Below are 26,755 nucleotides of genomic sequence, written 5' to 3' on the forward strand. Positions count from 1 at the left end.
TTTTAAAATAAATAAATTATTATTTTTTAAAAAAATTAATAATCAAATTTTTTAAATTTTAAATATTAAATATAAATTTATTTTATATAAAATAATTAATATTTTCAATTAATTAAAAATATATTTTTTTTATTTATTTTCAGTTTTTTATAAAAAATTATTTTTTTTAATAAAATTTTATTTTTGCTGATACCTAGATTTGAACTAGGGACCTCATTCATACCAAGAATGTGCTCTACCAAACTAAGCTATATCAGCTTTATTTATAATTTTATATAGCGGTCAGCGGGAATTGAACCCGCATCATCAGCTTGGAAGGCTGAGGTAATATCCTTTATACGATGCCCGCTTTTTATTTTGTGGTGGGAGAAGGATTCGAACCTTCGAAGTCAATGACGTCAGATTTACAGTCTGCTCCCTTTAACCACTCGGGAACCCCACCTATATTTTTGCCGGCTACCGGAATTGAACTGGTGACCTACTGATTACAAGTCAGTTGCTCTACCTTCTGAGCTAAGCCGGCTATAAAATTATATTACATTATTTTTTATTTACATCAATTAATATATTTTTAAATAAATAAAATTAATAATTATTTATATAAAATAATATATTTTTAAAAAAAATAAATATTTTTTATTTTTTTTAATTGTAACATATTTTTTTATGAATATAAAATATTTTATTAAAAAGATTAATATTTATTTTTAATAAAAATATATAAGACATATTATAAAGTATTTTATTAATTTAATAAATGTTATACTAATTTAAAAAAACTTTTAAATAATAAAAATTTTCTTTTTTGATTTTTATTTATTATTTTTTTATATATATGATTTTATTTTTATAAATGTTTAATATTTTTTATAACTATATTATTTATAATATTTTATATATTTATTTTTTAAAATAAAATTAAAATTTAAATAGTTTTTTATTTATTTATAGATATTAATAAATATTTAAATTAATTTAATAAAATTAATATTTTTAAATAAAAAAATTTATATTTAGTAGATATTTATTTGTCAAATAAAATATCACTTTATATTATTTTCAATTTTAATAATTTAAATATTAATAATAATAATTAGGATATAGATATGATAACTATTTTTAAAGATAGAAAAAAAAAATATAATCATGAGGTAGTTAATTTAAAAAATAAGATCAAAATTTCTTTTGAAGTATTTCCTCCGAAAAATATTGTTTTAGAAAATAAACTATTTCATTCAGTTAAAATGTTAAATAAATGTAATCCAGAATTTTTTTCAGTAACAAGTAGTATAAATATAGATAAATATGATAAAACTTTTTCTGTTTTAAAAAAAATATTTCCTTTAACTAATGCAAAATTATTTGCTCATTTTATCACTGTAGGATTAAATGAATCTTTAATAAAAGAGATTGCATATAAATATTGGAGTTATGGAATTAAAAATATTATTGCCTTAAGGGGTGATTTGCCTTTTAATTATTCTAAAAAAGTAATATATGCAGTTGATTTAATTAAATTATTAAAATCTGTAAATGACTTTAAAATATTAGTTGCAGCATATCCTGAATTACATCCTGAATCTCATAGTTTAAAAGAAGATTTAATTAATTTAAAAAATAAAGTAGATTTAGGCGTTACTGCAGCAATTACACAGTTTTTTTTTAGTATTAATAAATTTTTAAAGTTTCGTGATAATTGTTTAATGATGGGTTTAAAAATTGACTTAATACCTGGAATATTACCTATATTAAATATTAATCAACTAAAAAAATTTGTTAATATGACAAATATTTATGTTCCTCAATGGATCTTAGATTTTTTTTATGAACATTCTAATGATATAGATAAATGTACTGATTTAAGTGTAAGCATTGCGGTAGATTTAATAGTCAGTTTATATCGTGAAGGTATTAAAAATTTTCATTTATATACATTAAATCAATCTGATTTAAGTTTAAAAATTTGTCATAAGTTAGGTTTAATTTAATTATTTTAATAAATATTAGTTAATATAGGTAATTTATAATTATTTTTTTTATATGATTAGTAAAATTATTTACAATATTTTATTTAATATAAAATTTATTTATTTAAATTAAATAAATCTTTATATATTTTTTATAAATAAAATATTTTTATATTAAAAATATGTTTAAATTTTTATTTAAATTATTATTTATATTGTATATTTTATGTAATTTAATAATTAAATATTTAATATAAGGTTTTTAATAATGAAAGGTCCTTTAGTAGTAAAAATAGGTGGTATATTATTAAATAATAATAATGCTATAAAACGTTTATTTAAAGCAATACACGTTGTTTATAAGTTAAAAAAAAGGAGAATAATATTAGTTAATGGTGGTCATTTGTTTGGTAGAAACATTTTTCAAAAATTTAATTTTTTTTCTTCAAAAAATAAATTTTGTTCAATTGAAAAGTTAAATACTAAGAATATATTATTTTCTATTTTACCTAATATTGCTAATATGCGTTTGTTAGCTTGGTCAAAAAAATATAAAATTATAGGGCAAAATTTATTATTAACAGATTTTTTTAATGAATTAATTTTTAAGTCTATTTCTATAAAAGAGATTAATTTTTTTTTAAAAAAAAATAAAAAAGAAATATTAGAATATATAAAAATTATTCAAATGTTTTTAGAAAAAAATATTATTCCTTTTATTTGTTCCTCTGGTTTAGATTTAGAAGGTAATATTTTTAATATTAATTCTGATATAGTAGCAATGATATTAACTATTATATTAAATGGACGTTTAATTATACTAACAGATGTAAGTGCAGTTTTAGATGGTAAAGGTCAGCGTATTAAAGAAATCTCTTATAGAGAAATAAATAGTTTACTTGATTCAGGATCAATAACTAATGGAATGATTATTAAAATACAATCTGCATTAATAGTATCAAAAATTTTAAAAAAACCAGTTGAAATAGCTAGTTGGCATAATTTAAATGATTTATCAGATGTATTTATAGGAAAATCTATCGGTACCAAAATTATAGAATAAAATAGGTTTATAAAAAATATGAAAAATAGAAGCATAAAAAATACAATAGTTTTAGCATATTCAGGCGGTTTAGATACTTCAGCTATTATACCTTGGATAAAGGATAATTATAAATTTAATGTTGTTGCTTTTGTTGCAAATATTGGACAATCTAGTTCAGATTTAGAAAATATTAAAGAAAAAGCAATTATGTCTGGAGCTTTGGATTGTCATATTGCTGATTTAAGAAATGATTTTGTAAATAAATATGTATTTCCTATGTTAAAAATTGGAGCAATATATGAAGGACAATATTTATTAGGAACAGCAATTGCAAGACCATTAATTGCTAAATCTCAAGTGGATTATGCTCATAAAATTAATGCAATTGGTGTAAGTCACGGAGCAACAGGAAAAGGAAATGATCAAGTACGTTTTGAATCAGCGTATGCTGCTTTAGATTCTTCTTTAATAGTAATAGCTCCATGGAGAGAATGGAAATTTCAATCTAGAGAAGAGTTATTAGAATATTTACGTCAAAAAAATATTAATACTACAGTAACTCAAAAGAAGATTTATAGTAGAGATGAAAATATTTTTCATATTTCTACTGAAGGTGGAGTTTTAGAAAATACTTGGAATGCTCCAAATAATGATTGTTGGGTATGGACAAAAAGTCCTCATGATGCTCCTAATCAATCTGAAAAGATACATTTAAAAATTAAAAAAGGTTGTGTAGTAGGAGTAAACCATAAAAATTTAAGTGCTTATGAATGTTTAGATAAATTAAATACCTTAGGAAGTAAACATTCTATTGGCCGTGTTGATATTGTAGAAAATCGTCTTATTGGTATAAAATCAAGAGGTTGTTACGAAACTCCTGGTGGAACTATTATATATCACGCTTTAAGAGGTTTGGAACAATTAATATTAGATAGAGATAGTATGTATTGGAAAAATAAAATTGCATTAGATATGTCATTAATAATATACGACGGAAAATGGTTTACTCCAATGAGAAAGTCACTTCAACAGTCCTCAGAAATATTATCAAATAGTATTTCTGGTGAAGTAGTAGTGGAATTATATAAAGGATCAGTTAATATCTTACAAAAGAAATCACCAAACACATTATATTCACAAGAATATGCTACTTTTAGTAAGGATACTGTATATAGTCAATTAGATGCTCAAGGTTTTATCCGTTTATTTTCATTATCATCACGTATTCGTTCGTTAAATCGTCAAAAATAATATTTGATATGTTTTTTGTATTTTTTGAGGTAAAAATATGTCTCTTTGGGGTGGTAGATTTAAGAAAGTATCTAATATACATTTTAAAAAATTTAATAACTCTTTAAATATGGATTATAGATTAATAAAAGATGATATTAAATCTTCTATAGCTTGGTCAAAAATATTGTTAGATATTAAAATTTTAACTAATTGTGAACAAAAATTAATTGAAAAAACTTTAAAATGGATTTTAAAAAAGTATATATGTAATATTAATGAAATTTTATCTTCAGATTCTGAAGATATTCATAGTTGGATAGAATCAACTTTAGTAAAAAAAATTGGAAAATTAGGAAAAAAATTATATACAGGTAGAAGTCGTAATGATCAAATTGCTACTAATTTAAAATTATGGTGTAAAAGAAAATCAAATCGTATTTTGAAAGAAATTATTAAATTACAACGTAATTTTTTTAATCATGCTTCTTTACAACAGAATACTATTATTCCGGGTTATACACATTTACAAAGAGCTCAACCAATTACATTTTCATATTGGTGTTTAGCATACATTGATATGCTTGAAAGAGATCGATTGCGAATGCTAGATACAATTAAACGCTTAGATATTTCTCCCTTAGGATCTGGAGCTATAGCAGGCACTTCGTGGAATATTAATAGAAAAAAATTAGCTGAACTTATGGGTTTTTCAAATTGTACTACTAATGCTTTAGATAGTGTTTCTGATAGAGATTTTATTTTAGAGATTTTATCTACAGCTTCTATTAGTATGATGCATTTATCTCGTTTTTCTGAAGATTTAATATTTTATAATTCAGGAGAAGCTAATTTTATTGAATTATCTGATGAAATAACCTCTGGATCTTCATTAATGCCTCAAAAGAAAAATCCAGATATTTTAGAATTAATAAGAGGAAAATGTAGTGGAGTATATGGTTCTTTAATATCTATGTTTACTTTATTTAAAGGATTACCTTTATCTTATAATAAAGATTTTCAAGAAGATAAAAAATATTTATTTCAAGGTTTAGATATTTGGGAAGATTGTTTAAAAATGAGTAGTTTAGTATTGAACAATATGAAATTAAATAGTTTACGTTGCAAACAAACAGCTCAAGAAGGTTATAGTAATGCTACAGAATTAGCAGATTACTTAGTTAGTAAAGGTATATCTTTTAGAGATGCTCATCATATTTCAGGAAAAATTGTTATAGAGGCTATTCATCAAAATAAATACCTTGAAGAATTAGATTTACTACTTTTAAAAAAATATTGTTCAATAATTGAGAAGGACATATATCAGTATTTAACATTAGAATCTTGTTTAGAAAAGAAGAATGCTATTGGTGGAGTTTCTAAAATACAAACTAAAATAGCTTTAGATAATATCGAGAAACGTTTAATAAGTCTTGAAAAATAAAATGTATTTTTATATGGTATGACATAATATGATAAAAATATTTTGTAAATCACGCGATATTTTTTATATCGCGTGATATTAAGAAAATTATATAAATAAATATATATTTAATGTGATATAAATAGTATGATGATTTTTAATAAAATTATTTTTTAGATTTATTTCTTATAAATGTAAATTTGTATAAGTATAGAATTATAATAATTTTTTTATTATATTAATATTTTTTTAATAGACATTTGTATTTTATAAAACTTTTATAAGGATTTTTTTTAAAATTTAATAAAATATATCTATTTTTTATAAGAAAATAATATAATTTTTATTATATAAATTTTTTAACAAAAAATATAAAAATTATATTTTTTTATATATAATATATAATATATTAATATAATACAATTAAACTTTAAATAATATTAAAAATATAATATTATTTATTTTTTAGTATATTTTTTATATAAAAATTTTATAGAAAAATTATTTTTTAAAATATTATCTAATTAGATATTAATGTTAGATTAGGAATTGTCCAAAAAACTTTTTAATATTTCTGATCGACTAGGATGTCTTAATTTTCTTAATGCTTTAGCTTCAATTTGACGTATTCTTTCTCGTGTTACATCAAATTGTTTTCCAACTTCTTCTAAGGTATGATCTGTATTCATATCAATTCCGAATCTCATTCTTAGTACTTTTGCTTCTCTCTCTGTTAAACCAGATAAAACATCGTTTGTAATTGCTTTTAAACTTTCTGAAGTAGCTGATTCTAAAGGTAATTCTAAATTTGTATCTTCAATAAAGTCACCTAAATGTGCATCATCATCTTCTCCTACCGGAGTCTCCATAGAGATAGGTTCTTTAGCAATTTTTAATACTTTTCTAATTTTTTCTTCTGGAATTAACATTTTTTCAGATAGTTCTTCTGGAGTTGGTTCTCTTCCAATTTCTTGTAGCATTTGTCTAGAAATTCTATTTAATTTATTAATTGTTTCAATCATATGTACTGGAATACGAATAGTTCTTGCTTGATCTGCTATAGATCTAGTAATCGCTTGACGTATCCACCATGTTGCATAGGTAGAAAATTTATATCCTCGTCGATATTCAAATTTATCAACAGCTTTCATTAATCCAATGTTACCTTCTTGAATTAAATCTAAAAACTGTAACCCTCTATTTGTATATTTTTTAGCTATAGAAATTACTAATCTTAAATTTGCTTCAACCATTTCTTTTTTTGCTCTTTTTGCCTTTTCTTCTCCTAATAATATACGTTTGTTAATATCTTTTACTTGTTTAATAGTTAAACCGGTTTTTTTTTCAATAATTAGTAATTTTTTAATACTATTATTTATATCTTTTTGTACTAAGTTTAATTTAGAAGACCATGGTTTTTTTTTACTTGTAGCAATATTATACCATGCATAATTTGTTTCTTTTCCTTTAAATAATTGTATAAAATTTTTTTTAGGTATTTTACAGGTTTCTATACATAATTTCATTATTTTTCTTTCTTGCGATCTGATTTTTTGAATCATTTTTCTCATATTTTTTACTAAATAATTGAATTGTTTAGGAACTAATCGAAATTGTTTAAATATTTCAGATAGTTCATGTATAGCATGTATAGAATCTTTATGATTTCTTTTTTTTGTTTTTATAGTATCATTAGTAATATTATATTGTTTTTTTAGTTGTAAAAATTTTTTTTTAGCTAAATCTGGATCTATAGGATTATAGACATCTTCTGGTTCTTCTGTTTGTTCAATATTTAAATGTGTTTTTGAAGTATTTTTTATTATGTTATTCAATATTTCTTCAGAAGGATGAGATAAATTTGTTTCTGTGTTTGGATCTATAAATCCTGTAATTAATTCTGATAATCTAATATCTCCTGATTCAACTCGATTATATTGTTTTAATAAATATAGAATAGCATCGGGATATTCAGAAACAGTACATTGTACTTGATTTATTCCTTCTTCAATGCGCTTAGCAATATTTATTTCGCCTTCTCTAGTAAGAAGTTCTACAGTTCCCATTTCTCTCATGTACATCCTTACAGGGTCTGTTGTACGGCCAATGTCTGTTTCAACATTAGATAAAACTTGAGCAGCAGCTTCTACTGTATCTTCATCAGTATCTGTGGGTGTTTCATTAATAATTAACTCATCTATTTCTCTAGCTTCTTCTACAACTTGAATTCCTAAATCTTTTATCATTTGTATAATATTTTTTATTTGATCTGAATCAATAATTTCATCTGGAAGGTGATCGTGTACTTCTGAATATGTTAAGTATCCCTGTTCTTTTCCGTGTGAAACAAGTAATTTTAATTGTGATTTTGGTTTTTTTTTCATAAGACGATATCCGTTTATATTTATTAGTTTATTGTAATAAAAAGATATATATATTTATTTATATATAAAATTTATTTAATTGTACTGTTTTTTTGTATATATAAATATATATATTGTATATAAATAAACTATGATTCACCTTATAGTGTAAATTATTTAATAAAATTAAATATTTTTTAATATTTATTAAAATGAATATCTTTTATTTTTAATTTTAATTATTTTTTTATTTATTTTCCATAATTTATTTTTTTCTTTATTATTAAGACCTTTTTTTCTTTCTAAAGTAATTAATTTATTATATTTATATTCTAAATGTTGTATTAAAAGATTGTTAAATAATTCTTTAGTTATAGAATATATTTTATTTTTTACAATCATATGGTCCCATGTACTTAAATATTGAAAAATTTTTTCTAGTTTAGTATGTCTATAAAATTCTAATAAATGACCAGTTTTAAAGATTTTATTTTTAATAATTATTTGTATTAATTCAATAAGAATATTTTTTCCTATTATATTTAATTGTTTAATTTTTTCTATTTTTTTTATTTTTTTTACTATTTTTGGGTTCTGAATAATTAAACTAATTAATAATCTCATTGTAGTAATTTTAATTGGTATAATATTTTTTTTATAAATTTTTTTTATTGGTATAGTAATTAATTTATTTAATTGATATGTATCTAATATTCCTATTTTATTTCCGAGCATTGTTCTTAAATGAATTCTTATTATTTTACTTGGAATTTTTTTAATCAATGGAATAGTTAATAAACTTAATTTTATACAATCATTAATACAACTTAAATTCATTTTATCAGAAATTTTTCTAAAAAAAAAAGAATATAATGTTTCAGATTTTTGAATTCTTTTTTCAAATTTTTTTTTTCCTTCTTTAATAATTAAACTACTTGGATCTTCATTTTTTGGTAGTAATAGAAAATTTATTGTACAATTATCATGTAAAAATGATAATGATAATTTTAATGAAAACCAGTTTGCTTCACGACCAGCGTTATCTCCATCAAAACAAAAAATAATATTCTTGCTAATTTTAAATAGTACTTGTATTTGATATTTTGTAATTATACTTCCCAGTAAAGCGACTGAATAATTTATATTAAATTGATTTAGAGAAATAACATCTAGATATCCTTCTACTACTAATATTTTTTTAGGTTTTGGATTATATAAATTTAATTCATATATTCCATAAAGATTTTTTTTTTTATGAAATGTAATTGTTTCTGGAGAATTTAAATATTTAGGTTTAATATTTTTTTTTAAAATTCTCCCTCCAAATCCTTGAATTTGTCCATATTTATTTTTTATAGGAAACATAATTCTTTCTTTAAATCGATCATATTGAATTTTTTTTGTATTTTGAAGGATTAAACCACAATCTTGGATAATTGATTTGTTTGTGTATTTTTTGTTAATATAATTTGTAATTTGACAATTATCGGATATAGCAAAACCTAATGAAAATTTTTTCATTGTTTTTTGATTAATACCGCGTTTTATAAGGTATATATATGCTATATTTGGTAAAATAAATAAATTATTTGTATATATTTCTGATATTTTTTTTAAAACTGAATGTATTTTTTGTCTATAAGAATATTTTTTATTGAGTGTATAATTATTATTGATATATGGAATATTCATTCCATTTAATGTGGTTAATTCCATAATACTACTTAAAAAATCTAATTTTTCATATTGCATTAAAAAATCTATTACATTTCCATGTATTCCACAACCAAAACAATAAAAAAATTGTTTGTTTTGATTTACAATAAAAGAAGGTGTTTTTTCATTATGAAAAGGACATAAAGCTTTATAATTATCTCCTGATTTTTTTAATGTAATGTATTTATTGATTAATTCAATAATATCTGTTTTTTCTACTAATTCATGAATAAATTTTTGTGGAATTTTTTTTATTTTTCTTTTGATTATCATATATTTATTTTTGATTTTTGACCGTTATTATATATAAATTAACGGTCTCAATATTTTAGAATATAATAATATTTTTATTAGTACATTCGAATACGTTTAGCATTTTCTCGTGCTAATTTTTTTGCCAATCTTTTTATTGCTGAAGCTTTTGCTCTTTTTTTTTCTGTTGTAGGTTTTTCATAGAATTCTCTTCGACGTATTTCAGATAATATTCCCGCTTTTTCACAAGATCTTTTAAATCTTCTTAATGCAACATCAAAAGGTTCATTATCTCTTATTTTAATCATTGGCATAGTAATTCCTATAAAATTTATTTATTTTTTTTGAATGAATATTAGTATAGTAACAATTAATAAAATATAGTTTTTATGTAAATTTTATTACTTCATAAAATAGAATATATACAGAATAATATTTATTTTTATGATATATATTATATCATAATATATAATATAGGTTTTTAGATAGATAATTTATATTTAATAAATTTTAGTTATAAAAAATTTTAGGATAATTATGAGAATATTGGGAATAGAAACATCATGTGATGATACTTCAGTTGCTGTTTATGATCAAAAAATAGGATTAATTTTTCATTCAACACTTAATCAAAATAAAGTTCATTCTGAATTTAGCGGTATAGTACCTGAATTAGCTGCTAGATCTCATTTAGATAAGTTAATTTTTTTAATTAAAAAAATTTTTTCTCAATATTCAATTGATAAAAATTTTATTACTAAAAAAAATATTTTTGATGCAATTGCATATACTATCGGTCCCGGTTTTTCAGGATCTCTTTTAGTTGGTTCAACAATTGCTTTATCTTTATCTTTGTCTCTTAATATTCCCTCTATTTCAGTTAATCATTTAGAAGGTCATTTATTTTCCGTTATGTTAAACCACACATGTAATCTTTTTCCTTTTTTAGCATTGTTAGTTTCAGGAGCTAATACTCAATTAATTAGTGCCCATAGATTTGGTCAATATACTATATTAGGTGAAACTTTAGATGATTCAGTTGGAAATGTATTTGATTATATAGCAAAATTATTAGGATTAGGATATCCTGGTGGTAAAAAACTATCTGATTTAGCAAAATATGGTCAGTCTGGAAAATATTTTTTTCCTCGTCCTATGACTAAATATTCTAATTTAAATTTTAGTTTTTCTGGTTTAAAAACACATGTAAAAAATATTATTTTAAATAATTCCAATTTACTTCAAGAAAGATTTAACATTGCTAAGTCTTTTGAAGAAGCAATTGTAGATACATTAGTAATAAAATGTAAACTTGCTATTCAAAAAACTAATTTAAAAAATTTCTTAGTATGTGGAGGAGTTAGTTCTAATCATTTATTGAGAAAAAAATTAAAAAATTTAGTTGAATCTAAACAAGGAAAATGTTATTTTCCTAAAAAAATTTTTTGTACAGATAATGCAGCTATGATTGCATATGTAGGGTTTTTAAAATATAATTCTAATATATATTCTCGTCATAATTCTATTAGGGTGTTTCCAGATTTATTAATTAATGATAATATTGATTAATATAATTATTATTTTAATATAACAAACAAATTTCAGTAATTAATATATTATTTTAATAATATTTATTTTTGTATGAATAAAATTATTTTTTATTTAATTTATTAAATATTAAATATTTTTTATTAATTTTAGTAAAATTTTTAAAAATAATTTTTTTTATTATTTTTCTTATTATACTTTTATTTGGACATTTTTATTGAAAATTTATTTAGTTGGTGGATCTATTAGAGATCGTTTATTAGGTTTTCCTGTTCATGATCGTGATTGGGTAGTAGTTGGTTCTACTCCAGAAAAAATGTTAAAAAAAAAATATCAACAAGTTGGACGAGATTTTCCGGTTTTTATACATCCCAAAACACATGAAGAGTATGCTTTAGCTAGAACTGAAAAAAAACACGGATTTGGTTATACAGGTTTTTTATTTAATTTTTCTCCTAAAATTACTTTAAAAGATGATTTAATCAGACGTGATTTAACTATTAATGCAATGGCACAAGATAATTATGGAAATATTATTGATTTTTTTAATGGAAAAAGGGATCTTAAAAAAAGAGTTTTAAGACATGTGTCATCTTCTTTTCAAGAAGATCCTTTAAGGGTATTACGAGTTGCTCGTTTTGCTGCTACATTATCTCATTTAGGTTTTTATATTGCAAAAAAAACTTTATTTTTAATGAAATTAATTTGTATGCGGAAAGAATTATTATATTTAACTCCTGAAAGAGTTTGGAATGAAACTAAAAAAGGTTTATGTTCTCGTAATCCTCATATTTATTTTCAGGTATTGCATAGTTGTAATGCATTAATTTATTTGTTTCCAGAAATTAGTTTTTTTTATAAAAAATCTTTTTTATGTCATTTTTTTATGAATCAAAAGAATTTTTTACGTTATAGCTTTTTTGAATTATCACGTGTTTCTAGGGTTACAAATAATTTAGATATAAGATTTGCTTATTTTTTACAATTTATTAGTCAAATATATTCTATTTCTAAACTTAACATAAAAAATTATTTTTTTTATGAAAAACCTGTTTTATTAGTTAAAAGTTTATGTAGAAGATTGAAAGTTCCAAAAGAAACTCAAAAAATTGCTATTTTTCTATGTGGTTTTCATAATTTTTTACAAATGATAGAATTACAAAGTTCTGAATTAATTGTTAATTTTTTTAATATTATTGATGCGTGGAGAAAACCGGATAGATTAAATAAATTAATATATTTAAATTTTTATTATAAAGATGATTTAAAAAATTTAAAAAAAAATATTACATTAGGTAAATTATTAAAATCCATGTTTTCTATTATTAAAAATATATCTATTAATTCGTTTGTAAATAAAAATTTGTTTAAAGGTATTGAAATCAAGAACGAATTATATCGATTAAGAGTAAAAGCATTAAATATTTGGAGAAATAAATAATATATTTTTTATATAAATATAAATTATAATACATAAATATTATAATTTGTTTAAATTATTAATTAGTAAATATTGTTTAAAATAAATTATTTTTTTAAAAAAATTTTTATTTTATTTATTGAAAATATATTAATATTATTAAAATAATATTGTTATGTTATATATATTAAATATTTATTTAAAAATATAAATTTTATTATATATACGTTAGTATAGTTATACCTGCTTTTACTTTATATAGAGAATTTTTTATTTTTTTTATTTTTCTATTACATAAGATTTCAATTATTGTTTGAGTATATATAAATTTATTATTCTTTTTTAAATTATTTACTATAAAAATAGTTTCTCCAGAACATATTTTTCTATTTTTTTTTATTATAGAAAGAAATTTAGCTTGTTTTTTTTTTTGAAAAATATATTTATTTTTTACAGATATATTTAAATTAGGATAAGATTGGATGATAAAATTATTTTTTTTAGGAAAATAGTTTTTTATTATTCCGTCACAAGGAGAAACAATTATTTTATTATTTGAATGAATTATTATTTTTTTTTTATAGTTTAATGAATCTTTTGTTTCATTGATATTTTGAATAAATCCAGATATTGGTGAAAAAATATATTTTTTATTTTTCATTTTTAAATAAATATATGTATATTTAATTATGTTGAGTGTATGTTTAAGTTAATTTTTATTAATAAAATAAATTTTATTTTTTTTAACAAAAAATTTTTTTATTTATAATTTTTATATATAGAAATTATTTTATATAAAAAATATTATTTTATATTATATATAATATATATATTTTTTTATTAAAAAAAAGATTAATATATATAATATTTTTAATTTATTTATTAATTTTTTTATTTTATGGTGTATATATGGTTAAATCAGTTTATGATAAAATTATAGAATTACGCTTACAATTAAGATATCATAATTATATGTATTATACTTTAGATTCTCCTATAATATCAGATTCTGTATATGATGAATTATGTATTCAACTAATAAAATTAGAAAAAGAATATGGACAAAAAAAATCATTCGATATATCAGATCGTCTTTTAAATCAAATTGGTGGAAAAAAATTATATTCTTTTTCTGAATATATTCATAAAGCTCCAATGTTATCATTAAATAGTACTAATAATATTTCTGATATAATCTATTTTGATAAAAAAATAAAAAAATACTTAAAAAATACAGATAATATTAAATATTATTGTGATTTTAAATTTGATGGATTAGCTGTTAATTTATTTTATGAAAATGGTTTATTAGTATCAGCTTCTACACGTGGTGACGGAAAAATAGGAGAAGATATTACTAAAAATATTTTTACAATCTCTTCTATACCAAAGGAAATAAAGGGAAATGATTTTCCTAAAAAAATAGAAATACGTGGAGAAGTTTTTATGACAAAATCTGATTTTTTTCTTTTAAATAAATCTAGAATGTCTAATAATAAGAAGATATTTTCTAATCCTCGTAATGCTGCTGCTGGTTCTTTACGTCAATTAGATTATAAAATTACCAAGCAAAGAAAATTGATGTTTTTTGTTTATGGTTATGGATTATTTCATTATAAAAAAAAGATTAATAGTCATTATGAACGATTAATAAAAATAAAAGAATGGGGTTTTCCATTAAATAAAGATTTTTTATTATCTAATTGTATTAACAACATTATAAATTTCTATAATATAGTTAATATTCGTAGATCCAAATTAAACTTTGAAATAGATGGAATTGTTATAAAAGTTGATTCTATTTTTTTACAAGAAAAATTAGGTTATGTAGAAAAATATCCTCGCTGGTCTATTGCTTTAAAATTCCCTTCTCTTGATGTAGAAACTAGAATTATAGATGTATCTTTTCAAATTGGTCGAACTGGAGTTATTACACCTATTGCTCATTTTATACCTATAAATATTGGTGGAGTTATTATTAGTAAAGCATCTTTACATAATATTGGTATAATTAAAAAATTAGATTTACATATTAATGATTTTATTCTTGTATATCGTGCTGGAGAAGTTATTCCTAAAATTAGAAAGGTTATAATAAGTAAAAGGGATGAATCAATTAAAAAAATTATTTTTCCACTTAATTGTTTGTCCTGCGGGGCCAAATTATTATATTCTACAAATTTAGTTTCTTATTTTTGTCCTAATGATTTTTTATGTCCAGATCAAAATTTAAAAAAATTAATTTATTTTTCTTCAAAAAATTGTTTAAAAATTAAAGGGCTTGGTCCAAAAAATATTATTAAATTAGTAAAATATGGTTGTTTAAATACTCCAGTAGATTTTTTTAATCTAAATATTAATTATTTACAAAAAATATCTGGATTAGGTAAAAAATTATCTAATAAAATTATTGAAAATATTAATTTTTCTAAAAATGTTAGTTTGGATAAATTTATTTGTTCTTTGGGAATTTTATATGTAGGGACTTCTATTGCTAAACTTTTATCTAATTATTTTATGTCTATTGAAAAATTTTTATATACAGACTATTTAACGTTATTAAAAATAAAAGGTATTGGTGAAAATATTGCAAATTCTATAATTAAATTTATACAAAAAAAAAATAATAAAAAAATTATTTTAAATTTAATTCAAATATTGAATATTTTTTTTATATCTAAATAAAATAAATCATTAATTAATATTTTTTTTTGGGTCGTGCAGGATTTGAACCTGCGACCAATTGATTAAAAGTCAACTGCTCTACCAACTGAGCTAACGACCCTAATATTTATTTATGGGTGATGACGGATTTGAACCGCCGACCCTCTCCGTGTAAAGGAGAAGCTCTACCAACTGAGCTAATCACCCTTTTTCTACTATATATTGTAGAGCAGATATATTATGAGTCAATATATATTTTACATATATTTGTTTATTTGGTTAAAAAATATACAATTATTAGAATATATTTATTATTATGAATATTTGTAGTAATTATTATAATTAAACTTGAGTATATTTATGAAAATTAAAACTAGATTTTCTCCTAGCCCAACTGGGTTGTTACATATTGGTGGTTTGCGAACAGCTTTATATTCATGGTTGTTTGCACGTAAAAATAATGGAACATTTATTTTGCGTATTGAAGATACTGATATAAAAAGAGTAAATAATAATTCTATTAAAGATATTTTGTATGTGTTAAATTATTTAGGTTTATTTTGGGATAAAGAGCCTGTTTATCAAAGTAGTCGATTAAAGATATATAAAGATATAATATCATCTATGTTAAAAAATAATATTGCATATAAATGTTATTGTTCACAAGAGCGATTAGATGGATTAAGAAAAAATCAAATTTTAAATAAACAAAAACCAAAATATGATAGAAAATGTAGATACAAAAATTCCTGTGTTAAAAAATTTAATATTCCATATGTTGTTCGATTTAAAAATCCTATTTCTGGATTAGTTAAATTTACAGATATGATTCGAGGAGAAATATGTACTTCTAATGAAGAATTAGATGATTTAATTATTCAGAGATCTAATGGTATGCCAACATACAATTTTTGTGTAGTTATTGATGATTGGAAAATGAATATAACACATATTATTAGAGGTGAGGATCATATTAACAATACTCCTAGACAAATTAATTTATTAAATGCTTTAAATGCAAGAATTCCAGTTTATGCTCATGTGTCAATGATTTTGGATTCTCAAGGAAAAAAATTATCTAAAAGAAATCATGTAATGAGTGTTAGTAATTATATTAATAAAGGCTTCATACCAGAAGCGATATTAAATTATGTTTTACGATTAGGATGGTCTTATAAAGATAAAGAGATCTTTACAATTAATGAAATGAAAAATTTATTTAATTTACAATCTCTTAGTAAGTCTCCTAGCATTATAAATGATAAAAAACTTTTATGGTTAAATCATTACCATTTAAATAATCTTCCTCTTGAAAAAGTATATCAGTATTTTATTATGTATGCTCAAATAAAAAAAATTTTTTTAGATAAAAATATTGATATAAAAGGTTTAATAAAAGATTTTTTATGTCATCATAAAACTTTACATGAATTTGCTTTATCATATTGTTATTTTTATCAAGATATTGATTTATCAAAAATACTTGATATTCATATATATTGTAATATTTTTAATCTAAAAATATTAAAATTTTTATATAAAAAATTTTTTTTATTAACTCAATGGAGTGTATCAAATATTCTTTTGTTAATAAAAGAATCTGCATTAAAATTTAAAGTATGTTTTAAAGATATAGCAGTTTTAATTAGAATTAGTATTGCAGGAAAAAAAGATACACCAAATATTTCTTCTGTAATTTTATATATTGGAAAGAATACATTTTTATCTAGAATAAAAAATTTAATAAAATATATAAAATTACAAATATTAGAGAAATAAATATTTATTTATAAATAAATAATAATCTTTATTATTGTATAAATAAATATAACAAATATTAAAAATAATATTTTTTAAGAATATATATTATATGTTTATATATCAAATAATTATTAGTATAATAATATTTTCATTATATTTAATGATATTAAACATATAATATATAAAAAGTATTATAAATAATACAAATTATATTTACAATTTTTTAATATAATATTTTATTGAGTATAGTTAATTATTTTTTAAATAAAATTAAACTGGCATGTTCATTATTTCTTCATATGTTTTTATTATTTTATTATTAATTTGTATCAATATATCTATTTGTTTTTTTTTAAGTTCTGTTTCTTTGATATTTACTTCTTTATTAGAGATAATTTTATTATTTTTTTTTTGTATATTATTTTTAATATAAACTGGTTTTTTTAATATATTGTTGAATATTTTTATAAATTTTTTATTTTTCTTTTTATTTTCTATTTTTATAGGTTCTAGAAATTTAATAATTTTTTTTTGAATATGATTTATTTTCATAATATTTTTCCTATTTTAATATCTTATATTATATAATATAATTTTTATATTATTAATATAATAACATACTTAAATTTTTTATATAATCAAAAATATTTTTTTAAAATATAATTCTTAATAAATTATGTATTATATCATAATTATTTTGAGGGAAAAATTATGAATATTATTAATATGTTTTTTTTAAACATTAAAAAAAAATGGAATAATTTTTTAATTTATATATTGAATCAAATAAAACTTGTTATTTTTATTCTATTTTTTATTTTTTTTGTTTCTTTTTCTTTTTTTTTATGGTCTAAAAAAGTTAATTATGTAGTATTATATACTAATCTTTCGGATGCAGATGGTAGATGGGTTATATCTAAATTAAAGAATATGCATATTTCATATCGTTTTTGTAATTTTTCTAGAACATTATTAGTACCTGAAAACAAGTTGAATGAATTACGTTTTTCTTTAGTTAATAATAATATTTTAAAAAAAAATTATGGTTTTGAATTATTAGATAAAGAAAAATTAGGTATTAGTCAATTTCATGAACGTATTAATTATCATCGAGGATTAGAAGGTGAATTATCTAAAACTCTAGAACATATTTTTCCTATTCAACATGCTAGAGTACATCTAGTTTGTAAGAAAGATACTGATTTTTTTCGAGATGAACAAGTTCCTTCTGCTTCAATAGTTGTAACTTTATTTCCAAATACTAGTTTAAAAAAAGAACAAATAGATGCGATTATATTATTAGTTTCTGGTAGTGTTCCTAATTTATCTACGGATAATATTGTTTTAGTTAATCATTTTGGAAGTATTTTAAATAAATTTAATTTAAATAATACTAAATTTTTTAATAATAATCAGTATAAAAATATTAATATATTAGAAGAGTATTATTGTGATTGTATTAATAAAATTTTAATTCCAATATATGGATTAAAAAATTTTGTTGTACATGTCAAAGTAAATGAAAACAATAAAAATATTTCTATAGATGAGCCTAAAAAACAAAAAATACATTTAATTAATCCTAAATCACAACAACCAATAAATAATATTTTAGATATTTTGTCATGTAAAAATAATTATTTTTTTAATTTAGAAAATAAAATATTAGATTCTAATACAGTATTCACAAATAATAATATTTCTCTTTTAGGATTTAAAGAATCAGATATTAAAAATTTAACTGTAACAATATTAATAAATTATAAAGAAAATAGTTCAGGTGTGTTGTTACCTTTATCTAAAAAAGAATTACAAGATATAGAAAATACAATTAAATTGGTAATAAATTTTTCTAGCGAAAGAGGTGATCATATTCATATGATGAATTATTTATTCTCTGATTCATCTAGTACTGTTAATTTTAATGAAATTTCTATACATAATAATTTTAATCAATATTATAAAATATATATTTTTTTTGGAATATTAATTATTTTTTTATTTTTTTGTTTTCTATTTATTAAAGATAGATTAATTAATAAAAAAAAATTTTTTTCAAATTTAACAAATAATTTTAATAAACATAAAAAAAGTCATTCGGTAGAATGTATAAATAAATCTGATCTTAATAAATTAGATGATATAAATAAAAATGATTTTTTTGTAAAAAAGGATTTTCTTCAAAAAAACCCAAAAATTATTGAACAAATTATACGTTATTGGATAAAAAAGAAATGATGCATTTAAATGGTATACAAAAAAGTGCTTTATTGCTAATATCTATGGATATAGAAGATTCAGTAAGGGTTTTGAAATATTTTACTGAACTAGAAATTAAGAAATTTATTGATACTATAATATCTTTTGATATAAAAATTATAAAATATTCTGATATTGTCATTTATGAATTTTATGATGTATTAAAAAAAAATAAAATTTTTAATTTTGATTTAAGAACATATTTATTAAAAATTTTAGAAAAAACTATGAATACTGATAAAGCTTATAAATTATTAAAGGATAGTCTAATTAAAAATTCTTTTTTAAAAAATATTTCTGATTTAGAAAAATTAGGTTCAAAAAATATTTTTATATTAATAAAAAAAGAAAATTTAAATATTATTTCATCTTTATTAATGTATACAAACACTAATTTATCTATACGAATATTATCATTTTTTGATACAAAAACAAGATTAGATATTTTAATAAAAATGATTAATTTTTCAGGTTTGAATCGTTTTGGATTTGTTGAATTAAATAAAATAATTAATTTTTGGTTAAATACACATAAAATTTTTATTTTAGAAGAAGAAAGAATTAATAAAATAATAAATATTATATCTTTTTTTAAAAAAAAAAATATAATTCAATTAGTAAAAAAAATAAATACTCCGTATATAAATATTTTAAATAAAATAATTAGTAAATATTTTAAGTTTGAAAATATAATAAATATTGAAGATAGTAGTATTAAATTTATTATAAATAATACGGATATAGATAATTTATGTATTGTTTTGCACAATACAGATTGTGCTATAAAAGATAAGTTTATTTCTAATATGTCACATAAAAAATATGAATATTTTAAAAAAAATTTCTTTAAAAAAAAATTAATTTCTTTTGAAACAATATGTTTAAAAAAAAATTTATTATTAAGAAATATTAAAAATTTTATAAAAGATAATAAAATTATTATAAAAGAAAAATAGGTTGTAGTATATGAAAAATATTTCAAAAGATAATTTATGGAAAAGATGGAAACCTAAAAATTTAAATAAAAAACTGGATTTAGTATCTACTTCTAATTCTATTAAATACAAAAATATTTCGTTTGTTAAAATTACTAAAAAAAAAGATAATAATGCATCTTGTTCTGATATATATCAAAAAAATTATAAAAATGGATTAACTGAAGGATATAAAAGAGGATATATAGATGGATGGTTACAAGGGTGTTCTTTTTCAAATAATTACTTTTTAGAGAGTAAAGATAAATGTATAGAGATGAAATATGCAGATTTATTAAATAAGTTTCGTATTGCTATATATCAATTTAATAATAATTTTTCAAAACGTTTAATAAGAATTGTATTACATATATCAAAAATTTTAGTAGATGATATTTTTTTAGTTAATAAAAACTATATAATAAAAAAAATTGATAAATTAATTAAAACATCACATTATATTTTTAATAAATTACAGCTACATGTTCATCCAGATAATTATAATTTAATAATAAAAAGATTTGGAGTATTAATGAATACATATGGATGGATAGTTATTAAAAATAAAAAAATGAATATTAATGATTACCGAATTATTACTTCAGAAGGAGAAATAAATGCTTCAATTCAATCTTTTTGGGATAGGATTTATAGATCAGCTAATTTATTGGATTAATAAATATGAATGATGTATTGAATAAATGGTTTAATAAAATTGATAAATTTGAAAAAAATATATCAATTTTTTCTTACGAGTTATTTTTTGGTCGAGTGGTAAGTGTAAATAATTTAATTATTGAAGCTACTGGTATATATTTACCCGTAGGAAATTTTTGTTGGGTAGAACGTATATATAATAATAAATTATCTACTGTTTTATGTAAAATACTAGGTTTTAAAGAAAAAATAGTTTTTTTAATACCCATCTATAGATTAGATGGTATTTTTCCGGGAGCAAAAGTTTTTTCACAGTCTTCATCTCAGAAACAAATAAACTCACATTTAAAATTTCCTTTTGGATTTGAATTACTTGGAAGAGTACTCGATGGATTTGGTAATCCTTTAGACAATTTAGGTAATATTAAATCAAAAAAAATGTTATTTAATTTTTTTAAACCATCTATTAATCCATTAAAAAGAACTTTAATTACAGAAATTTTAGATACTGGTGTTCGTGCTATTAATAGTTTATTAACTGTTGGTAGAGGTCAAAGGATGGGTATATTTTCTCAAGCTGGAATTGGAAAAAGTATGCTTCTTGGTATGATATCTAGATATACTAATGCAGATATAATTATTATTTCTTTAGTTGGAGAAAGAGGAAGGGAAGTAAGGGAGTTTATTAATAATATATTAGGAATTGAAAGTTTAAAAAAATCAGTTGTTATTGTATCTCCAGCAGATGTTTCTCCAATGTTTAAGATTCAATCTGTTCAATATGCTACATCTATTGCAGAATATTTTTGTAAAAAAAATAATCATGTATTACTAATAGTAGACTCACTTACACGGTATGCTATGGCTTATAGAGAAATATCAAATTCTATGAATGAAGCACCAGTTTTAAAAGGTTATCCAGCTTCTATTTTTTCAAACATTCCATATTTGATTGAACGAACAGGTAATATTAATAGTGAAGGATTTGGTTCAATTACTTCTTTTTATACTGTTTTAACTGAAGGTGATGAATATAATGATCCTATATTAGATATAGCAAAATCTGTTTTAGATGGTCATATTATTTTATCAGATTTTTTATCAAAATCTGGTCATTACCCATCTATTGATATTGAAAAGTCAATTAGTAGATCTATGCATTCCATTGTTAATCATGATCATCAAAAAAAATCTATTTATATTAAAAAATTAATTTCATGTTATTATTATCATCGCGATGTAATTAATTTGGGTATTTATTCTAAAGGAAACAATAAATTATTAGATGATTCAATTAAGATATGGCCTTTTTTAGAAAAATTTTTACAACAAAATTTTTTAGAATGTTGTACATATGATCAATCTATTTTAGAATTAACAGAATTGTTAAAAATAATTTAATATATTCAAGGTAATGCATATGAAATTCAATCTTTCTCATATATATATTTTAAAAAAAAAATAGAATTAGATATAAAAAAAAATATTTACTCTATGGAAAGTTATAAGAACAAAAAAATAGAAATAAAAAGATATTTATTACAATTAAAGAAATATCAAGATCAATATAATTTGTTTTTGTATAAAAAGTTTATTTATGGTGCTTTACAGTATATAATTAAGCTATATATAAAATTTTTATCAATGTTACAAAAATTAATTATACAACAAAAGACTTTAATGGGTTATTTAAGAAAAAAAATTAAAGAAAAGTTTTTAATATATAAAAAATTATATTCTAATTTAGAACAATGGAAAAAATTGGAAATACGTTTAAAAAATTATAAAAAAAAACAAAAAAGAATAGTAGAACAACGTGAAGATAATATTATATGTTTGAATATTTATAATTATTTTTTATATAATCAAAAAAAATAATTTATGTTTACGTATTTAATGAAATCATTTATTAATTTATATGTGAAAATAATATGTTATTGAAAAAATATATACCAGCTTATATTTATATACAAAATAGAAAGTCATATATTATATCCTTAAAATCTGACTATTTATTTACAAATATAGATAAGAAATTATTGAATCGTATTAATTTTTTAAATTTTATTTTAAAAAGAAATAAATCTTTTTATAAAAATTTTTTTTATGATTTTTGTTATTTATTCAAGAAAAAATTTGAAAAATTTTTTTCTTCTTATGTTAATTTAAAATTCTTAGATAGTTATATTGAGTATAATAAAAAAAATGTTAATTTTAAACATTTTAATTATAAAGGAAAACAGTTTTCTTTAAATAATTATACTGATAGGTGTTTATTGCTCTTAAAAAATAATTTTTTTTCTATTTTTATGAATTATTTTTTTGGTAATTTTACATCTGATTTATATGAAAGTGATAAAAAATTAAATTTAAATAAAAATGAAATTAAAATTTTAAATATTTTATTTGAAAGAATTTTTGTAATTTTAAATAAAACTTTTTTAAAAAATATTAAAACATTTGTTATTAATAATTTTAAATATATAAAAATAAATAAATTTTTATATAATCATTTTTTTAATATATCTTATGTGTGTTTTATTTTTAAAATAAATTTAAATACAGTAATTAGTATATTAAAGATTTATATACCAATTAATATTATAGAACAATTTAAATATTCAAATATTTTAAAAATTTAAAATTTTTAATAGAATATATAAATATATTTATTAATATTTAAAATAATTTTCTTGTATTAATTGAGATATTATATATATAATGTTTAGATTATATAAATATTTAAATTCACTTATATTGAGAATAATATTATGAATAAAAAAAATGAAAAATTTGAAAAAGATAATTTACAGTCAATATCAAGTAAAGTAAACTTAGATAATAATTTAAATAATACATATAACGATAGTTTAAAAAAAAAAAAAATAGAAAATATAAATTTTAATAAAAAAATTATTAATGATGTATTTGAATATAAAAAATCAATTATATCAATCCCAGTTTCTGTTACTATAGAACTAGGTAAAAAAAAAATTACTATTAAAGAGTTATTGAAATTATCAACAGGTTCTATTCTAGAGCTAGAAGATAAAGTAGATGAACCATTAAATATATTTGTAAATAAAAATCTTGTTGCTTTAGGAGAATTAGTTGTTCATAATAAAAAATATGGTGTTCGAATAATAAAATTATTATGAAATTGATTTTAAAAAATTATTTTAATAATATGGACATTTTATGGAATTGTATAGTTATATTCAACTTAGTGAGAAATTTGATATAAAATATAAAATATGGAATCAGTATAATTATTTAATTAATTTAGGAAGAAAATATATTTATTTTTTTTTATTTCTATCAATATTATTTTTATTGATAACAAAATTTAAATTTTTTTTTAGGAAAAATAATAATTTTAATAAAATGTATATTGTTGATAAAATTTATTTAAGTCCTACGCAATATATTTGTATATTATATGTTAATAATACTAAATTTTTATTAGGCGTGACTGTAAATTCGATTAATTTAATAAAAGAATTACCTAAAAATAAAATATATTTTGTAAAAGAAAAAAAAGAATATTCATTTTATTCTATTTTATTAAATAAATTTCGACAATTTTTTAATTGGTTTAAATAAGGTGAAAATGATGGTTTTTCATAAAAAATTTTTTTTATCTATTATTCCTGTATTTTTATTAGAAAATATATCTAATGATGTAGTGCATAATATAATTTCTAATGGATCTGATATATTAAATCTATCTATCCAATCTTCATTAATATTTACTTTACTTAGCTTTTTTCCTGCTGTTTTGTTAATGATGACGTGTTTTACTCGTATTATTATTGTTTTTAGTTTATTAAGAAGTGCCATAGGAACTCCATATTCTCCTCCTAATCAAGTATTAATTGGATTGTCTTTATTTTTAACACTTTTTATTATGTTTCCAATATTAGATAAAATTTATAATAAAGCAATTATTCCTTTATATAAAAATGAGATTAATATTGATACTGCTGTAGATAATATTACAAAACCTTTATGTCAGTTTATGTTAAAACAAACAAGAAAATCTGATATTTCTGTGTTTTTGGATTTAGCTAAAATTTCTTTATCTAGTAATAAAGATAATATTCCTATTCAAGTTTTATTGCCTGCATTTATAATTAGTGAATTAAAAACTGCTTTTCAAATTGGTTTTATGATTTTTTTACCATTTTTAATTATTGATCTTGTTGTTGCGAGTATTTTGATGTCTTTAGGAATGATGATGGTACCGCCTTCTACTATTTCTTTACCATTAAAATTAATATTATTTGTTTTATCAGATGGTTGGAAATTATTAATATTATCTCTTTCAAAAAGTTTTTTTATATAAATTTTTTAGATTATTAATTATTATGGATGAATATTATGAACCAAGAATTTTTAATTACATTATTTCAGGATTCTATTAAATTTGCTTTATTATTATCTTCACCGTGTCTGCTATCTGCTTTATTAAGCGGTGTTTTGATTAGTATTTTTCAATCATCTGTACAAATTAATGAACCAACATTCTCTTTTATACCAAAAATTATATCAGTATTTTTTTCTTTTATAGTATTTGGACCTTGGATGTTACAATTAACCCTTAATTATATAAAAAATATTTTTCATATAATATCACTTATTAATTAATAACCATGATAAACAATTTATTTTACCACTTTATTCCTGTAGTTACAAGTAAAATTGTATTAATAATGACTCGAATTTTTTCAGTATTAAATTATTCTAAAATATTTAATAATATGCATGTTAATATAACTACAAAAATTATTTTAGTTTATTTAATTAGCAATTTATTAACTCCATTTATCTCTGATTTTCAGTATAGTATTTATACTATAGATTTTTTTGTTGCTTTATTTTATCAAGTATTAATAGGAATTATGATTGGTTTTTTACTTCAGTGTTTATCTGTTTGTATGATTTTTATTGGAGAAATTATTAGTTCTCAAACTGGTTTATCTTTTTCTGTTTTTTTTAATTTAGGTTATAGTTTTTATTCTGTTGTTATATCACGTATATTAAATATTTTTTTTTTATTTTTATTTTTTATATACAACGCTCATCTGAATTTAGTTGTTTTTTTAGTAAAAAGTTTTTATGTATTTCCTTTACATGAGAAATTTGTTGATCAAAGTGTTTTTTTTTCTCTTATAAAATTTTTTAGTAATATTTTTATTAGTGGAATACGAAGTGTTTTACCTATCTTATTTTTTTTTTTAATTTTCTATATAGCATTTATGATGTTTAACCGTTTATCACCTAATTCATCATTATTTTCTTCTTTTTTAATTATTATTTTTATTTGTGGTTTAATTTTATTAAAATATTCTATTTATCATTTATATTTTTTAGGTAAATTTATTATTAAACACTTATTTAATTATTTAAAAGATTATATTGTACAATACCTTTCTAATTAATTATATTTGTTATATATAAATATTTTAAAAATTTT

The 26,755-nt window shown here is 19.7% G+C and carries 24 protein-coding genes and 6 tRNA genes; 19 read left to right on the top strand and 11 right to left on the bottom strand.

Annotated features, from left to right (window positions below; translation table 11 throughout):
* Positions 1–184: 184 nt before the first annotated feature.
* From BUCICURV3402_RS00130 to BUCICURV3402_RS00145, 4 genes are all read right to left on the bottom strand, one after another.
* Positions 185–258 (bottom strand) — tRNA-Thr (locus BUCICURV3402_RS00130).
* Positions 259–276: 18 nt separating this feature from the next.
* Positions 277–350 (bottom strand) — tRNA-Gly (locus BUCICURV3402_RS00135).
* A 10-nt stretch (positions 351–360) separates the two neighbouring features.
* A tRNA-Tyr gene (locus BUCICURV3402_RS00140) sits at positions 361–442 on the bottom strand.
* A gap of 8 nt (positions 443–450) precedes the next feature.
* Positions 451–523: transfer RNA gene (locus tag BUCICURV3402_RS00145), tRNA-Thr, on the bottom strand.
* A gap of 583 nt (positions 524–1,106) precedes the next feature.
* Here BUCICURV3402_RS00145 and BUCICURV3402_RS00150 point away from each other — a divergent pair.
* The 4 genes from BUCICURV3402_RS00150 (at position 1,107) to argH (ending at position 5,686) form a co-directional block, all read left to right on the top strand.
* The gene (locus BUCICURV3402_RS00150) at positions 1,107–1,988 is read left to right on the top strand and encodes a methylenetetrahydrofolate reductase (protein ID WP_154029096.1); all 882 of its coding nucleotides are present in this window, start codon (positions 1,107–1,109) and stop codon (positions 1,986–1,988) included.
* A gap of 247 nt (positions 1,989–2,235) precedes the next feature.
* On the top strand, positions 2,236–3,030 hold the full coding sequence (locus BUCICURV3402_RS00155) for a hypothetical protein (RefSeq protein WP_154029097.1): 795 nt from the start codon (positions 2,236–2,238) through the stop codon (positions 3,028–3,030).
* 18 nt (positions 3,031–3,048) lie between these two features.
* Positions 3,049–4,263, top strand: a complete 1,215-nt coding sequence (locus BUCICURV3402_RS00160; RefSeq protein WP_154029098.1) for an argininosuccinate synthase — start codon at positions 3,049–3,051, stop codon at positions 4,261–4,263.
* Positions 4,264–4,300: 37 nt separating this feature from the next.
* The gene (gene argH / locus BUCICURV3402_RS00165) at positions 4,301–5,686 is read left to right on the top strand and encodes an argininosuccinate lyase (protein ID WP_154029099.1); all 1,386 of its coding nucleotides are present in this window, start codon (positions 4,301–4,303) and stop codon (positions 5,684–5,686) included.
* Between the two features lie 521 nt (positions 5,687–6,207).
* On the opposite strand, the gene rpoD is transcribed toward argH, so the two are convergent.
* The 3 genes from rpoD to rpsU all read right to left on the bottom strand — a co-directional run bounded on the left by rpoD (position 6,208) and on the right by rpsU (position 10,310).
* Positions 6,208–8,049: an RNA polymerase sigma factor RpoD gene (rpoD, locus tag BUCICURV3402_RS00170; protein WP_154029100.1), complete on the bottom strand. Its 1,842-nt coding sequence runs from the start codon at positions 8,047–8,049 to the stop codon at positions 6,208–6,210.
* A gap of 186 nt (positions 8,050–8,235) precedes the next feature.
* The gene (gene dnaG / locus BUCICURV3402_RS00175) at positions 8,236–10,017 is read right to left on the bottom strand and encodes a DNA primase (protein ID WP_154029101.1); all 1,782 of its coding nucleotides are present in this window, start codon (positions 10,015–10,017) and stop codon (positions 8,236–8,238) included.
* A 77-nt stretch (positions 10,018–10,094) separates the two neighbouring features.
* A complete protein-coding gene (gene rpsU, locus BUCICURV3402_RS00180) occupies positions 10,095–10,310 on the bottom strand; it encodes a 30S ribosomal protein S21 (RefSeq protein ID WP_154029102.1) in 216 nt (71 codons plus the stop codon).
* A 223-nt stretch (positions 10,311–10,533) separates the two neighbouring features.
* Between rpsU and tsaD the strand changes: the two genes are divergently transcribed.
* Together tsaD and BUCICURV3402_RS00190 are read left to right on the top strand one after the other, a co-directional pair.
* Positions 10,534–11,565, top strand: a complete 1,032-nt coding sequence (tsaD, locus tag BUCICURV3402_RS00185; protein ID WP_154029103.1) for a tRNA (adenosine(37)-N6)-threonylcarbamoyltransferase complex transferase subunit TsaD — start codon at positions 10,534–10,536, stop codon at positions 11,563–11,565.
* Between the two features lie 196 nt (positions 11,566–11,761).
* Positions 11,762–12,985 (top strand): CCA-adding protein, encoded by a 1,224-nt coding sequence (locus BUCICURV3402_RS00190; RefSeq protein WP_154029104.1) that lies wholly within the window; start codon positions 11,762–11,764, stop codon positions 12,983–12,985.
* Positions 12,986–13,181: 196 nt separating this feature from the next.
* Here BUCICURV3402_RS00190 and BUCICURV3402_RS00195 read toward each other — a convergent pair whose 3' ends face one another.
* A complete protein-coding gene (locus BUCICURV3402_RS00195; RefSeq protein WP_154029105.1) occupies positions 13,182–13,625 on the bottom strand; it encodes a PTS glucose transporter subunit IIA in 444 nt (147 codons plus the stop codon).
* 248 nt (positions 13,626–13,873) lie between these two features.
* Between BUCICURV3402_RS00195 and ligA the strand changes: the two genes are divergently transcribed.
* Positions 13,874–15,649, top strand: coding sequence for an NAD-dependent DNA ligase LigA (ligA, locus tag BUCICURV3402_RS00200; RefSeq protein WP_154029106.1), 1,776 nt, complete (start codon positions 13,874–13,876; stop codon positions 15,647–15,649).
* 27 nt (positions 15,650–15,676) lie between these two features.
* Here ligA and BUCICURV3402_RS00205 read toward each other — a convergent pair.
* Both BUCICURV3402_RS00205 and BUCICURV3402_RS00210 read right to left on the bottom strand, forming a co-directional pair.
* Positions 15,677–15,749 (bottom strand) — tRNA-Lys (locus BUCICURV3402_RS00205).
* A gap of 13 nt (positions 15,750–15,762) precedes the next feature.
* Positions 15,763–15,835: transfer RNA gene (locus BUCICURV3402_RS00210), tRNA-Val, on the bottom strand.
* Between the two features lie 153 nt (positions 15,836–15,988).
* On the opposite strand from BUCICURV3402_RS00210, the gene gltX reads away from it, so the two are divergent.
* Entirely contained in the window at positions 15,989–17,407 is a 1,419-nt protein-coding gene (gene gltX / locus BUCICURV3402_RS00215; protein WP_154029107.1) for a glutamate--tRNA ligase, read from the top strand.
* A 252-nt stretch (positions 17,408–17,659) separates the two neighbouring features.
* Here the strand turns inward: gltX and BUCICURV3402_RS00220 are convergent, their stop codons facing one another.
* Positions 17,660–17,941 carry a flagellar hook-basal body complex protein FliE gene (locus tag BUCICURV3402_RS00220; protein ID WP_154029108.1) on the bottom strand — a complete coding sequence of 94 codons (282 nt, stop codon included), beginning with the start codon at positions 17,939–17,941 and terminating at the stop codon, positions 17,660–17,662.
* 159 nt (positions 17,942–18,100) lie between these two features.
* On the opposite strand from BUCICURV3402_RS00220, the gene fliF reads away from it, so the two are divergent.
* The 11 genes from fliF to BUCICURV3402_RS00275 all read left to right on the top strand — a co-directional run bounded on the left by fliF (position 18,101) and on the right by BUCICURV3402_RS00275 (position 26,720).
* Positions 18,101–19,627, top strand: coding sequence for a flagellar basal-body MS-ring/collar protein FliF (gene fliF, locus BUCICURV3402_RS00225; RefSeq protein ID WP_154029109.1), 1,527 nt, complete (start codon positions 18,101–18,103; stop codon positions 19,625–19,627).
* Positions 19,624–20,604 (top strand): FliG C-terminal domain-containing protein, encoded by a 981-nt coding sequence (locus BUCICURV3402_RS00230; protein WP_154029110.1) that lies wholly within the window; start codon positions 19,624–19,626, stop codon positions 20,602–20,604. Before fliF ends, BUCICURV3402_RS00230 begins: the two co-directional genes overlap by 4 nt.
* A gap of 10 nt (positions 20,605–20,614) precedes the next feature.
* Positions 20,615–21,298 carry a FliH/SctL family protein gene (locus BUCICURV3402_RS00235; RefSeq protein WP_154029111.1) on the top strand — a complete coding sequence of 228 codons (684 nt, stop codon included), beginning with the start codon at positions 20,615–20,617 and terminating at the stop codon, positions 21,296–21,298.
* A gap of 5 nt (positions 21,299–21,303) precedes the next feature.
* Positions 21,304–22,680, top strand: coding sequence for a FliI/YscN family ATPase (locus tag BUCICURV3402_RS00240; protein ID WP_154029112.1), 1,377 nt, complete (start codon positions 21,304–21,306; stop codon positions 22,678–22,680).
* A gap of 93 nt (positions 22,681–22,773) precedes the next feature.
* On the top strand, positions 22,774–23,157 hold the full coding sequence (locus BUCICURV3402_RS00245; RefSeq protein WP_154029113.1) for a hypothetical protein: 384 nt from the start codon (positions 22,774–22,776) through the stop codon (positions 23,155–23,157).
* Between the two features lie 53 nt (positions 23,158–23,210).
* Entirely contained in the window at positions 23,211–23,921 is a 711-nt protein-coding gene (locus BUCICURV3402_RS00250) for a hypothetical protein (protein ID WP_154029114.1), read from the top strand.
* Between the two features lie 129 nt (positions 23,922–24,050).
* The gene (gene fliN, locus BUCICURV3402_RS00255) at positions 24,051–24,437 is read left to right on the top strand and encodes a flagellar motor switch protein FliN (RefSeq protein ID WP_154029115.1); all 387 of its coding nucleotides are present in this window, start codon (positions 24,051–24,053) and stop codon (positions 24,435–24,437) included.
* Between the two features lie 40 nt (positions 24,438–24,477).
* On the top strand, positions 24,478–24,882 hold the full coding sequence (locus tag BUCICURV3402_RS00260) for a flagellar biosynthetic protein FliO (protein ID WP_154029116.1): 405 nt from the start codon (positions 24,478–24,480) through the stop codon (positions 24,880–24,882).
* 7 nt (positions 24,883–24,889) lie between these two features.
* Positions 24,890–25,624 carry a flagellar type III secretion system pore protein FliP gene (gene fliP, locus BUCICURV3402_RS00265; protein WP_430809721.1) on the top strand — a complete coding sequence of 245 codons (735 nt, stop codon included), beginning with the start codon at positions 24,890–24,892 and terminating at the stop codon, positions 25,622–25,624.
* A gap of 35 nt (positions 25,625–25,659) precedes the next feature.
* A complete protein-coding gene (locus BUCICURV3402_RS00270) occupies positions 25,660–25,926 on the top strand; it encodes a flagellar biosynthetic protein FliQ (protein ID WP_154029117.1) in 267 nt (88 codons plus the stop codon).
* 65 nt (positions 25,927–25,991) lie between these two features.
* Positions 25,992–26,720 carry a flagellar biosynthetic protein FliR gene (locus BUCICURV3402_RS00275; RefSeq protein WP_172598543.1) on the top strand — a complete coding sequence of 243 codons (729 nt, stop codon included), beginning with the start codon at positions 25,992–25,994 and terminating at the stop codon, positions 26,718–26,720.
* The last annotated feature ends 35 nt before the right edge of the window (positions 26,721–26,755 follow it).

Origin of the sequence: Buchnera aphidicola (Cinara curvipes), from assembly GCF_900698915.1 — a bacterium.
In the GTDB taxonomy this organism is placed as follows: Bacteria; Pseudomonadota; Gammaproteobacteria; order Enterobacterales; family Enterobacteriaceae; genus Buchnera_F; species Buchnera_F aphidicola_AY.